Origin of the sequence: Marinobacter flavimaris (assembly GCF_002933295.1) — a bacterium.
GTDB lineage: Bacteria > Pseudomonadota > Gammaproteobacteria > Pseudomonadales > Oleiphilaceae > Marinobacter > Marinobacter flavimaris.
The window spans coordinates 1-11,600 of sequence record NZ_PSSW01000025.1; the positions used below are offsets into that span (position 1 = coordinate 1).

General features: G+C 49.6%; 12 protein-coding genes. 3 read left to right on the forward strand and 9 right to left on the reverse strand.

Features of this window, described 5'->3' with window-relative positions:
* Positions 1–192: 192 nt before the first annotated feature.
* The 7 genes from MDHKLMBL_RS20365 to MDHKLMBL_RS20395 all read right to left on the reverse strand — a co-directional run bounded on the left by MDHKLMBL_RS20365 (position 193) and on the right by MDHKLMBL_RS20395 (position 5,134).
* Complete coding sequence (locus tag MDHKLMBL_RS20365) at positions 193–582, reverse strand: hypothetical protein (RefSeq protein WP_104272519.1); 390 nt, start codon at positions 580–582, stop codon at positions 193–195.
* A 154-nt stretch (positions 583–736) separates the two neighbouring features.
* A complete protein-coding gene (locus MDHKLMBL_RS20370) occupies positions 737–1,987 on the reverse strand; it encodes a replication initiation protein (protein WP_146083442.1) in 1,251 nt (416 codons plus the stop codon).
* Positions 1,988–2,211: 224 nt separating this feature from the next.
* Complete coding sequence (locus MDHKLMBL_RS20375) at positions 2,212–2,535, reverse strand: HigA family addiction module antitoxin (protein WP_158254302.1); 324 nt, start codon at positions 2,533–2,535, stop codon at positions 2,212–2,214.
* Between the two features lie 155 nt (positions 2,536–2,690).
* Positions 2,691–3,074, reverse strand: coding sequence for a hypothetical protein (locus tag MDHKLMBL_RS20380; protein ID WP_104272525.1), 384 nt, complete (start codon positions 3,072–3,074; stop codon positions 2,691–2,693).
* A gap of 103 nt (positions 3,075–3,177) precedes the next feature.
* Positions 3,178–3,780, reverse strand: coding sequence for a helix-turn-helix transcriptional regulator (locus MDHKLMBL_RS20385; protein WP_104272527.1), 603 nt, complete (start codon positions 3,778–3,780; stop codon positions 3,178–3,180).
* Entirely contained in the window at positions 3,768–4,748 is a 981-nt protein-coding gene (locus tag MDHKLMBL_RS20390) for a response regulator (protein ID WP_104272530.1), read from the reverse strand. The genes MDHKLMBL_RS20385 and MDHKLMBL_RS20390 overlap by 13 nt, the downstream gene beginning before the upstream one ends.
* A complete protein-coding gene (locus MDHKLMBL_RS20395; RefSeq protein WP_146083443.1) occupies positions 4,745–5,134 on the reverse strand; it encodes a hypothetical protein in 390 nt (129 codons plus the stop codon). The genes MDHKLMBL_RS20390 and MDHKLMBL_RS20395 overlap by 4 nt, the downstream gene beginning before the upstream one ends.
* A gap of 140 nt (positions 5,135–5,274) precedes the next feature.
* On the opposite strand from MDHKLMBL_RS20395, the gene MDHKLMBL_RS20400 reads away from it, so the two are divergent.
* The 3 genes from MDHKLMBL_RS20400 to MDHKLMBL_RS20410 all read left to right on the forward strand — a co-directional run bounded on the left by MDHKLMBL_RS20400 (position 5,275) and on the right by MDHKLMBL_RS20410 (position 9,665).
* The gene (locus MDHKLMBL_RS20400; protein ID WP_104272534.1) at positions 5,275–6,177 is read left to right on the forward strand and encodes an alpha/beta fold hydrolase; all 903 of its coding nucleotides are present in this window, start codon (positions 5,275–5,277) and stop codon (positions 6,175–6,177) included.
* On the forward strand, positions 6,155–9,175 hold the full coding sequence (locus MDHKLMBL_RS20405) for an ATP-binding protein (protein WP_158254303.1): 3,021 nt from the start codon (positions 6,155–6,157) through the stop codon (positions 9,173–9,175). Before MDHKLMBL_RS20400 ends, MDHKLMBL_RS20405 begins: the two co-directional genes overlap by 23 nt.
* Positions 9,176–9,353: 178 nt before the next feature.
* Positions 9,354–9,665 carry a hypothetical protein gene (locus tag MDHKLMBL_RS20410; RefSeq protein ID WP_104272537.1) on the forward strand — a complete coding sequence of 104 codons (312 nt, stop codon included), beginning with the start codon at positions 9,354–9,356 and terminating at the stop codon, positions 9,663–9,665.
* Positions 9,666–10,058: 393 nt separating this feature from the next.
* Here the strand turns inward: MDHKLMBL_RS20410 and MDHKLMBL_RS20415 are convergent, their stop codons facing one another.
* Complete coding sequence (locus MDHKLMBL_RS20415; RefSeq protein ID WP_104272539.1) at positions 10,059–10,973, reverse strand: nucleotidyl transferase AbiEii/AbiGii toxin family protein; 915 nt, start codon at positions 10,971–10,973, stop codon at positions 10,059–10,061.
* On the reverse strand, positions 10,963–11,373 hold the full coding sequence (locus MDHKLMBL_RS20420; protein ID WP_104272541.1) for a DUF6088 family protein: 411 nt from the start codon (positions 11,371–11,373) through the stop codon (positions 10,963–10,965). Before MDHKLMBL_RS20420 ends, MDHKLMBL_RS20415 begins: the two co-directional genes overlap by 11 nt.
* Positions 11,374–11,600: the final 227 nt, after the last annotated feature.

Consider the following 11,600-nt stretch of genomic DNA (forward strand, 5'->3'; position numbering starts at 1 on the left):
GGCTCTGGCACTACAATCACGAACGACCCAATATGGGACTCGGAGGGATTACTCCTCAACAGAAGTTGGCCATGATGGCCTGAGGTCTACTTTTGAACCCCGCTAAAAATGGGGGGATTACCATTCCAGATCAGCCATCGAAGGCATTTACCCGGATAATAGAGAAATGTTGATAACGAACGATACATAAACTTAAGCATCAAACCGGACAATTTGAGAAAAATCGGCAGCAATCCAATTCCGTGGAATCAGAAATAAAGAACCTGAAGGATGCGTTACGATCTCAGATTTGAACTTTTCTGGAAGATCTTCCGGTTCGATCCAAACCATCAGTGAAGGCCCACCATCAGGGGCCTCAGCTGTATAGTCAATCCACAGCGCCTGGGAGATTTTGTCGCGTTTCCGAAATTTCGCAATGGCTTTCACGTCAAACCTTCCGCTCAACTCATAGCTACCTTTGAGATCTACACTCTTCTCTATTTCATCAAGCAAAGGTTCAACAACAGTAAGATAAAAAGGTTCTTTACCACCTTGAGAAACTTTTTTTCTGTGCTCATCGCAAAGCTGCCCAATCGTTCGCATACAAACCTAACCTCATGAATTTAATGGAATCATATAGATACAGTAGCCACCCGAGAAAAAAGACACAAGCCTGTGGGATCAGAACTAATACTTCCATGTGAATGCTTGCGCCCAGTTTCCCGGTAGGAAAATGCAATCGATAAAAACCAGCGGGTTAACTTGTATCCGGATCCAGGTAATCCCGTAACCTCATCCTGGTTGCCGATGGCGACACCGTTCGCAACGTCCGCTCCGGCACTAGATAACAGCCTCGATCATATAAAGCAGGAACAACCAGCAAAGCAGTTATCTGATAGACAGCATTTTTAACATTAGATTTGCGGGCATTCAGCCGCCGTTTTTCTGAGAGAAAATCAACGACATTTCGGCCGGTCACGTTCAATAAGTGTTTGTGTTTGGCCACAGTCTGGCGTGAAAGTCCTGCGGCCTCAGCGACAGCCTTCTGAGTCAATTCAACGCCCTGAGCCTTCAGGTTGCTTACCGCCGTGCGAATTTTCTTTTCTGTCTTTCTGGTTCGCGTTTTGTGCGTGTGTTTAGCTGCCAAACTCTGCTTATCAGCCAAAGGCATCTCAGGGTTTAGGAGCATGGTTCCGCGCGCGCAGTCAGCTGCACCGTAATATTTTGTCCAAGTCCATCGAGTGATTGATTTCACCGTGGCGCGAACCTGGCTCTGGCGAAGCTTGCCGGATTTGTAATGCCGCCCGGAAAACCTATTTTTGCTCCGGGCATACTGCTCTACTCTGCGGATAAAAGAGCTCTCAGAACCCCTTTGCCGTTCCTCCTGGACAATCGCATAGGCGAAAAACCGAACCTGCTCAAACAGGGTGCAATGCCGGGAGTGGCTAACAATTTCGAGGTTGGGTGCGCCTCGCCAAGGCGGCATATATTCAAGCTCACCTGCCGGCTGCAATTCGCTGAGGGAGTATTCGCCGTTATGAAGCTCTGAAGTTTCCCACCATGGATGACCAGGCGTTTTTGCAACAGGGCCACTGTAAGCGAGATCTGCCCCAAGCTTCTGTGCCATTGATCGATATACAGCTTTCATGAAATCGATGGGCTTCTGCCGCGCATTAGGGCCCGTCAGGACTGGGGTAATGGCATAAAAGAGGTGGGCGCTGCTGGTTTTTGGATTGCGGACGATGAGATTAGGGGGTGGTAAAGCCGCATCCTCCCAAATCATCGGATTGGAATGGTCTAAATCAAAGACCAACCAGGAAACAACATTTCGCCGATTGACCTGCATGTACGGCCAATTAACCGCATTAGCCCGCGGCTTAACGTAAGCTGCCGTTTTATTGTCGGAGCATCGACAAAGGTACGGCGCCTCGTTGAAGACACGAATTAAAGAGGAGCCTGGCTTTGAAAACGCCTCGTTTTCAGGCCTTTTATTAGGTGATGTCGCCACGCTGCATATCCCTTTCCATGGGCAAACAGAGCGTGTAGAGAGGTGCTGTCGTCATTCTCTACCCTTATTTCTTGCAAAAGGGAGCTATGACGCGCTAGTATGAAGGCTGTTCGTGTGGTCCTTCGTTTAGCGCGGAGCTCGCACATCAGGCACTCAAGTTGCAGCTTGGTGCCCATTTTTCTTGAAAGGCCCGATTTACCAGATCGGGCCTTTTCTTTTGCCTGTTAGAAAATCATATTTAATTCCTGCTGAGGCTTGGATTCGGGCTCTACCAACCGAGGGATTCGGGAAACATCCGAACCCGTCTTTTCGTTTCGCCATCGATCATAATCTGCCTGCATCTCCAGCCATTTCACCGCTGGAACCCCGAAACCCGCTTCCAGGCGCAACGCCAAATCAACGGTTATATCGGCTTCACCCTTAATCAGACGGTAAAGAGTCATTCTTCCAATTTGGAGCGATTCGGCGGTCTGGCGCTTGCTCAATTCATGGCGCTCAACTTCGTGTCCCAGATGAATACCGGGGTGGATCGGGGCGGCGCTGTTCATTATTGCGGTTCCTCCGATGACAACCTTTTTGGAGTGTACCATACGCGATACACCGCGCAAGAATGTCTCAGAGAAACAACCCAAAGAAGGTTTGTCACAACCAGATGACGGCCCGGAGCAACCAAAAAACGGTGAAGAGCAACTCAATGACGGCCCTAAGCGCTTAGTTTTGTTGGCTCCATCACCGTGTTTAAACTAATTTCGCGGGCCCAATCTTTGACAACTTCGCAGGGCAGATTTCCGCCCTCCTCTGGCATGGTTGAAAGCACTTGATCAGCGAATAACTGATGAAGGCTCACAGCAATTGTTGAGCAGCGTCCAACTGGGAGCTCCATCTCTTCTCCAGGAAAGGCAATTGCCAGAATATTCAGTGCGATCGAATTCAGAACGTCGTTACGTCGGTTAGGTGTGCTAAACGATACCGAAGGATCCACCGAGACCGCTTGATAAAAATTGGTGGTGAATCCGCCCGTCTTCGCGTCCCGAAGACAGACAAACAGCGAGGTTGATACTGAGCGTCCTTTCGTCAGTGCAATCATCTTCATGCTTCCTTCAATATATGTCCGTATATACTGGAGAAGTCTATGTTACGGATTGTAAAGTGTCTGTAGTAAGAAACAGGCAAATCCTGCCTTAAAAAACCTACAGCGTTTTATCTCTCAGCCGGTGGCTCAGTAGAAAAATCCCGTTACGCGACTCTACACCGAGCTTTTCACAGAGGCGATTCACATAGGAACTAACGGTTTGCTGTTTCACTCCCAGAAAGTCACATATTTCCTTATTTGTCATGCCATCCCATATCAGTTTTAGGGTTTGGCTTTCCCGCTGTGAAAGGGTATCCAAGGTGCTTTCACTGGACGACTTGGAGCTCGACAAAATACCCCCGGTCGCGCCTCTGCCAACTCTCGTAATCAGGTGGAGAGCCTCGTCAAATCCTCGATGAAGGTCAATGTAACCAGCACAACCTTTCGTAATCAGCACTTCAGGCGCCGACACTATGCCAATCACAATTATTTGTACGCCCGGAAAGCTAGCCATGATTTTCCGAATGTCTCTGAAACAAGATTGTTTGAGAAGATCGGCATCAACCAGGACTAAATCAGTCTCTTCCACGCTTTCCCAGAGTTCCACCAGCGATTCAACTTGGTTCGAAACGTAAAAGTCCGGTAGCTTGTTGATGCTGGAGCTAAACGCATCTGCAAGTATGCGAAAGGGATAGACGATAGTGACGCTTACATAGCCCATGTCGCCTTCCCTGATTCGGGCCCCATCAGGAGATCCCCTTTGAACCTTGCGTTGTCTGGCACCAGGAGTAGGCTGCCACCCAGCGGTTGGAGCTCCTGGATAACCAAAAGAAGAAGAGCGTTTCGCCGTATGGTTTTAAGATCCCGGTCACCGCACGGATCAAAAATGCTGTCCCCAAAAGGGGCGCCAGCATCAAAAGACAGAGATATCGTCCCGTTCGCGTGGCACTGTTTGAAAAAACTACTTCCCTGCCCTTCTGGGCATGCTTTGAGTAGCATCCACCAGTAAAAAAGCGCGCGTCGGCAGGGATCATTAAACTCTGACCCGAGCAACATCAAAGATTCGATGGATGAAAGAAAGTCGAGGATCAGCTCCTGTTCAGATGACGAATCTATCAGCAGCAAATCAGACCAATCGAATGGCCTGAAGAAGGCAGAAAGCTCCAAGGCCTGATAAAAAGAAGTTTGTACCGTGGAATTGAAACCCAAGGCCTCGCACATTTGTGCAACGCCTGAGATCCTGGACTTTTGAATAGATGACCAGCGATCGTTCCCCGCCGCAATACGCCGTAGCTCTCGGCTTCGCGCCTGCAGAAGTCTACCGTGTGCCCTTACTATAAAATCTCGGACCTCGTCCGGATCCCAAGGCTTTTCAAGGTATCCGTCAATACCCGCCTCATTCACACAAATTTGAAGTGGGCCCACATCCGCATAGGCCGTCATAACCAGCCTGCGTATTGGCGGATATCGCTTGCTAACCTCTTTTAAAACTTCGTCGCCAGTCATCCCAGGCATGCGTTGATCACTGATCAATACGTCAAACTGTTCACCGGCGTCCAGCGCGGTCAGCAACTCACGCCCTTCAAGAAAGGTCTTAATGTGAAAGTGCTCACCAAACTCCCATTGGAAAGCTCGCAAAGTTCTTGGTTCGTCATCAACAAAGGCCACTCTAATCTGAGGGGTGCTCATACGGCAGGCCCCTCCACCATACGTTGAGCCGCCATAAGCGCGGAGTCTCGGAATAACTCTTTAATGGCTTTTGAGAGGCTGGCCAAATCAGAAATTCGAACCACACCGATCTGATTAACCGCGAGCTTGATCGCACCGGCAGACGGGTTTTCCGCGAGCAGTATTCGATGTGTCGAAGTTTGGATCTGAGCAGGGTTCTTGAGCCAGGCTAAAGGTGGCTCATGCAGTATAAGGATCGCGCCGACCGGAAATGACGGTAGCGGTTGGTCATAGGAGTGAAAAATGACGTCGTCGCCAGGGAGGTGACGACCGATCACATCAGGTTGCCCTGAAATACAGTGAATCACGCACAGTCCTTGTGGTGTTGGACGGTTTAGGGCTTCCATTTTTCTGCATCAGCAAAGTTAAATCTGCTGACTAGTGCCCATTTCAGCGATATGTTGTCCCGAATTGTGGCTCCGTGCCCGGAAATACCAACCGCTAACTAGTATTTTACACGCAAAGGATTTCAAAGGAAGATTTGGATATGGCGCCTCTGCCCCCAAGGGAAATAGCGATTAATGGTTTCAGATGCCTTGCATTCAATGAGAACGCGCCAGGCACGCCCGTTGTATTAATCCATGGTCTTCTTTGTTCTATTTATTTTTGGTGGCCTTCCCACCTATCTGTATTCGGCGACCGCCCAATCTTCGTCATTGGTTTGCCTGGTCACTATCCATCGGCCTCACTTGGCCCTTCATCAAAACTGTCTGCTGATAGTCTTGCCAGTTCGGTACTTGAACAAATTAACCAGCTACTTGGATCCACGACATCGTTTATCCTGGTAGGACACTCAACAGGCGCGCATGCTGCGATAGCTGCCGCAGCCGTGGTGCCCGATCGAGTTCGAGGTCTCGTATCAATAGGTGGCGCAGTAACCGGAAAGGAAGAAGGCGGCATCTACGCTGCTTTTCAATGGATGGCAAACAAGCTGGGCGGTTTAGGCCGGGCTTTGATTTCACCAGCGTTGCGGGTCAGCTCCCTAACTTTGGGCGTTCACAAACTGTTCATTGGTGATGTACTGGCAGAGCCCAAAAGCGTCATCAATCGACCCGACTTTCAAGCCTACTTGCCCTACTATTTCCCCGCTCTTCAGAAAATCAGCGGCGTATCCATGGGCATCTATTTTAGAGACTTGGCCAACATGGACCTCAGCTACATCATTCCGAGCATTCAATGTCCAGTGTTGGTAATGTGTGGCAACCGCGACCCGTATGTGTCCCTAGAACGAACTAAAGAGCTTTCAGATTTATTCCCCAACAGTAGTCTGGCGCTCATTGATGGGAGTGGGCACATGCCGATGTTTGAAAACTGGCCTCAATACCAGTCCGCTATTGAATCCTTTATGGCCAGGGTGGGCCAAAGTAATGCTCAAGTCGCTCACGCGTAGCCTCACGCAGTTCAGCCCTGCTTTCGGTGATGTATCTCACTTAGAGCATTATCGCCCCGCTTATAAACAGAAAAACCTGGCTGATCGAGCTTACCTCAATCGAATTGGCTGCCTGATCTCGATTGTGATCGTAACTCTCGGCATCCCTCTGGATTACGTTGTTTACCCTGAGCAGTTTGTGCAGTTTGCGTTCCTGCGTGTCGCAGAAGTCGCTTTTCTTATGGCGATGTACTGCATTACCACCTTGCCATCCGTGAAGCCCTACCTATTCCTGGTCACAACAGCCTTCACTTCATCGGTGATTTTAACGGTAGTGATCATTATCTATCAGACTGATGGAGCGACTTCGACCTACTATGCCGGCATCAATCTTGTATTGCTGGGCATCGGATTTATGTTGGGGCTCTCATTCAAAGAAGCGCTGTTCTACACCTGTTTAACCCTTGCAAGCTATTTGGCTGTCAGCGCCGCCTCGGGAATCCCGGACGGTGCCTGGCGCATCGTGATCAATAACTCTTACTTCATATTTCTCACCGGTGTCGTTGCCAACATTGCTGCTTACTTTTCAGAGCGAGAGCGTTTTTATACGTTTTGCCAAGAGCAGGAAATTCAGCGGAAGAATTCCGAGCTGAAGGAAATGGATCGCCTGAAATCAGAATTCCTTGCTAACGTCTCCCACGAGCTCCGCACGCCCCTTACAGTCATCGTTGGTCCTGCTAAACACCTGCTGGAAAACGAGGGCAACCAACTGTCCGAGCATTCCCGCGAGGTTATCGAGCGAATCGTCAGAAATGGCTCCCGATTGATTAAGCTGGTGAATGATGTTCTTGAAGTGATGAGCTTTGAGTCCGGCAAAAAGCACGCGAAACTCTCACCACTAGCCTTTGATCGCGTCGTTAAATCCACGGCGGACCAACTCTCGGCTCTATTCCACTCTCAAAGTGGGCGGAAACTCCTAGTAAACATTGGTGATGAGGTCATTCCCGTGATGGGCAGTGAAATGCAGCTGGAGCGTGTCTGCTTTAACCTCATACAGAACGCCTACAAGTTTTCGCCAGCAAAAAACGGAGAAGTCAGCGTGTCCCTGGTCAGGCAAGGGAGCAAGGCGGTGCTTACCGTGAAAGATAATGGCATTGGCATTGACCCGAAAGACCACAAAGTAATTTTCGAGAGATACCGTCAAGCCGACGGATCGCAGACCCGCCGGTACCACGGAACAGGCATAGGATTGGCCCTCGTTAGAGAGATCGTCTCAGCCCATGGCGGAAGCATCGATGTTTCCAGCAAACCCAATATTGGAGCGACGTTTACTGTCTCCTTCCCTATTACAAACCAGGTAATCGATGAAACCTTTTCGACAGAGGATGAAAGGGTTGACCTCTTCCGAAGTGCAGAAGTTGACTGTCTCAACAGCTTCGAACAACGATCTGCCGTGAGCGCCGGCAATAAGCCATTGTGTCTCGTTGTTGATGATGAGCCAGATATGGCCGCCTATATCAGAACAGTGTTGGCGTCGGAATTCGAGGTACAGATTGCCGTTGACGCCTACGAGGGCCAGAAGCTGTTTGAGCAGACCAGGCCAAGCTGTGTGATCAGTGATCAGATGCTTCCTGGAATGAGTGGTGCAGAGTTTGTCGCCTGGTGCAGGCGCCAGCCGAATGGCCAAACAGTCCCGATCATGATGCTGACCGCTAAAAACGATCCACTAACAAAACAGGCGGCGATCGATGCGGGATCCGATGCATTTCTAGGAAAGCCGTTTGATGCAATCGCTCTCCGTAAATCGCTTGCCGATCTCATGAAAAGTTCGGATAGAGGCGTCATCGCCCGCCCGAAACTCGTGATCGTTGATGATGAGGACGATATCGCAGCAGTCCTAGTAGACCTCTTCCAAAGCAGCTACGACATTATTCGTGTTGCCGACGGGGGATCCGCGGTTGAAACCATACGTGAATGCCAACCCTCGGCTGTGCTTCTCGACCACATGCTGCCAGACAAAGATGGCATCGACATACTTACGGAGTTGAAAGCAAGCAAAGAGCTGCGCTCCATCCCCGTAATACTTCTCGCAGCGAACACTAGGAGCAATGTTAAAGAGCAGGCTCTAAAGCTTGGCGTTGATGACTTTTTATCAAAGCCGTTTTCGGGCCCAGAACTCACTACGCGCGTTTTCAATTTGGTGCAACGCACTCGCCTCGAAAGGCTGCTGGAAAGCAAAAACAGCGAACTCGAAAAGGCAATCTGCGAACTCAAAGCCAAAGAGGCTCAACTAATCCACTCAGAGCGCTGGAGAACACTCAACCACTTTGCCGGCGCACTCATCCATGAAATTGGGAACCCTCTGAATTACGCCCTGTCTGCTGCGCGTGTAGCCGCTAACCACAGTGACGATGCCGTGCGGGTTGAAGCTTTGGCCGACGCCACAGAGGGGCTTCAACGCATTCAGCTAATGGTGCGCGAGCTTAGAGATTTCCTTGCCCCTACTGCAACGCCATCTTTAGAGCTGAGACCGATATCATTGGTGGAGGTAATTGCGCGGGCAGCAAAACTGAACGCAGATCGTATGAGCCAGGTGACGCTCTCTGTGAGGGACGTCGAAGTAGAGGTTGTGGCGTCTGACTCCGCGCTTATGCATGTTCTCGGGAATCTGATCGATAATGCCCTTTACGCCATTTTGGAGAAACCAGTGGCTGACCCCCGCATCGATATCCAGGGAGCAATTGATGAAGAAGGACGATTTGTAACCCTCTCAGTTTCCGACAATGGCCCAGGTGTCCCTGCACATCTTGGCTCACAAATCTTTGAGCCCTTCATCCACTCCAACAAATCAAGCGGCCTCGGCCTCGGCCTATCTATTTGCAAGACGCTAATCGATAAAATGGGTGGGCTTATCGTTCTGGAACCCACTGACCATGGGGCCACCTTTAAAATAACGCTGCCTCTCGCACATCAGAGCCAGCCATCCCCGCTACTTATTGCATTACCTGAGACCATCTAACCCGCCTGCGTTTTGGCCCTGGGTTGTATATCGTTAACGGGTTAATTCATATAGAATTAATTGGTTTCGTACACAACTATAAGTTCAATTGCATTGACTCGGATTGAATTCTCTAATCAGTTGCAGCACCGGACGCCGCCATGATTGCCACGCCGGTGTGCAAACAGTGAGGCAGTAGATGACGACCGCGAAAAAGGCTGAGAGAACCCTTCAACAAGTGAAAATGCCAGATGACCTTCACAGAGCAATCAAAATGAAGGCCGTGCAAGATGACGTTTTGATGCAAGAAGTGTTCGATGAAGCAATGAAGAAACTCATCGCGGACAGAAAGACCAAGAAGATCCAGTACCTAGCCTCCCCGCGCGAGGGCAAATCCCGATCCTTCTGGCTACGAGACTCTATACTTACCGAAGTACAATCAGCGGCAGAGCAAGACGACGTGCCTGTAAACCGGGTCGAATACACTGCCCTGGTTCGTTTTTTCGAATAAAACCCAATGGGCTTTCATGGAGAAGGCCCGCTCTAAAACAAAAGCGAACATTGGCACTGCATCTACAAAGGTTCGCGTGTGTTGGAAAAAGGATCCTTTTGCCGCGTCGAGATGGGTTGAGGAGAGAGCCTGAGTAGTCGTCCAACTAGCAAATAGCACATTGCTCACTTGAACGCATGAGGAACGTCTACACTGGTTTTGCAGCCGTCCGTGGATTCGGGATTGAGCCCAAACAGCATTCACGAGCTGAAGAATTCAGTTAAAGACCGAATTCGCGCGTATGAGGGTGAGTCCAGACAGGCCTATTCACAGAGAGTAGATCCATTGTCGGCTTACAATCCCCCGATTGACGACTGGGGTTCATCAACCTCAAAAACCTTGCCTGTATTGGTGCTAGGCGTCCAATAAATTTGCCAGTTTTTGAAAATTATCTACTGCTTGAGCGAAATCGACTCGCTCATCCTCAGGAGCATAGGACATAGCATCAACGAATTGCTGATACTCCTCCTCATAGAGAGCATCGCGCTGCAATATGGTAGAAGCTGTCAGCGCAGCGTCTTTCAACGCCATACCCACCTGACGGTTTAGTCTTTGCTGGTCGGTTGCAAAGGATTCTAGGGTGGTGGAGATGAAAAGAGCATTATCTGCGTCAATCATGCCTCTCAATTCACACAAGTCATGGAGATGGCGAAGCATGGCCGGATCGTCCTTCTCGTCCTCTCTGTTTCGCTTGTGAACCCGCCATGTAAGACTGCTGAACTTATCCGCCGCTATCTCCACTGGAGAGAGGCAGAGAAAACCAGTTTCGTCTGGATTACCCGCATAACGAGCAATCATTGACGCTATGGGACGATGCTCGGTGTTTAATCGAGGCTGCGTGTAACTGAACTCTATTTGAAGCTCAGGCCTGATTCCGTGGGGAGATTCAAATTTTTTCGGATAGGTGAGCTGAATTTTGAAGCCCAGGCCGTCAACGACAATGTCATCCTCTTCAAATGAAAGGTCCTCGATCTCGCGTAAGGCGTTGATAACCCCTTTTCGAAAGGCACTTTTTAGCTTTCTGAGTTTATTGGCACTTAATGTCCCATCTATCTGCGCCCTGAAATCAAGATCCTCAGAAAAGCGTTTCAACAGGCCGTAACCTTTGGAGAGGCTGGTTCCACCTGTGAAGATGGTCGTGATGCCTTCATGGGAATGATGGGAGAGCGCTTGCAACACTCTCACGGCGTGCCAGTCTTTTTCGATGAAAGCGGGATCTATCCCCTCTTCCCTAGATAGATACTCTGCGACCTCTTTATCAAGTGACATGCTCTAGCTTCACCGACTGCCCGTTATAGCCTATTTTGCGAGATATACGCCCCTTTACACCAATTACTCGTCCAGTCGGAACCTGTGTTGACTTGCCGCTGTTATAGAGCTCCTTGACAGTCGAGGCAACGACCTTCACACCTAGCTTGTTCAATGCTTCCTCAGCCAACTCAGGCAGGGGCTTCTTCGGAACAATCTTGCCAGAATACGGCGACTTATCAGCTTTGGCGTACAGCCCATAGCCGAACCTAATAACAACCCCTTCTGACATGAGATCACGCAACACTCGACCCACCTGATCTCTCCCGGAAAGGTCAATAAAATCCTTCGGCGTAAAGACAGTATCCTTACTCCTACTCAGGCGGTATTTGATTCTACTTTTGAGCGTGGTCAAAGCCATTAACCGCTACCTCTTTAAAACAACTACTATGATCTTCAAATATACGACATTGGGTTTTAATTATCAATAATATAAATACCTGAAAATTATATAGTTATTGTTTTCCTGAATCCGTGACTTCACACGGTCTAATTTAATCCCCAGACCTGCAACCGCAAGGCCTGAGGCGATATAATCGCACCTGACATCCATTCACCCAGTCAGTGCACCGGCCCATGCGTACCTTC

Excerpts from the sequence above, each read along its gene's own strand:
- MDHKLMBL_RS20365 (WP_104272519.1), bottom strand. The coding sequence starts at position 582 with ATGCGAACGATTGGGCAGCTTTGCGATGAGCACAGAAAAAAAGTTTCT.
- MDHKLMBL_RS20375 (WP_158254302.1), bottom strand. The coding sequence starts at position 2,535 with ATGAACAGCGCCGCCCCGATCCACCCCGGTATTCATCTGGGACACGAA.
- MDHKLMBL_RS20380 (WP_104272525.1), bottom strand. The coding sequence starts at position 3,074 with ATGATTGCACTGACGAAAGGACGCTCAGTATCAACCTCGCTGTTTGTC.
- MDHKLMBL_RS20385 (WP_104272527.1), bottom strand. The coding sequence starts at position 3,780 with ATGGGCTATGTAAGCGTCACTATCGTCTATCCCTTTCGCATACTTGCA.
- MDHKLMBL_RS20390 (WP_104272530.1), bottom strand. The coding sequence starts at position 4,748 with ATGAGCACCCCTCAGATTAGAGTGGCCTTTGTTGATGACGAACCAAGA.
- MDHKLMBL_RS20395 (WP_146083443.1), bottom strand. The coding sequence starts at position 5,134 with ATGGAAGCCCTAAACCGTCCAACACCACAAGGACTGTGCGTGATTCAC.
- MDHKLMBL_RS20400 (WP_104272534.1), top strand. The coding sequence starts at position 5,275 with ATGGCGCCTCTGCCCCCAAGGGAAATAGCGATTAATGGTTTCAGATGC.
- MDHKLMBL_RS20405 (WP_158254303.1), top strand. The coding sequence starts at position 6,155 with ATGCTCAAGTCGCTCACGCGTAGCCTCACGCAGTTCAGCCCTGCTTTC.
- MDHKLMBL_RS20410 (WP_104272537.1), top strand. The coding sequence starts at position 9,354 with ATGACGACCGCGAAAAAGGCTGAGAGAACCCTTCAACAAGTGAAAATG.
- MDHKLMBL_RS20415 (WP_104272539.1), bottom strand. The coding sequence starts at position 10,973 with ATGTCACTTGATAAAGAGGTCGCAGAGTATCTATCTAGGGAAGAGGGG.
- MDHKLMBL_RS20420 (WP_104272541.1), bottom strand. The coding sequence starts at position 11,373 with ATGGCTTTGACCACGCTCAAAAGTAGAATCAAATACCGCCTGAGTAGG.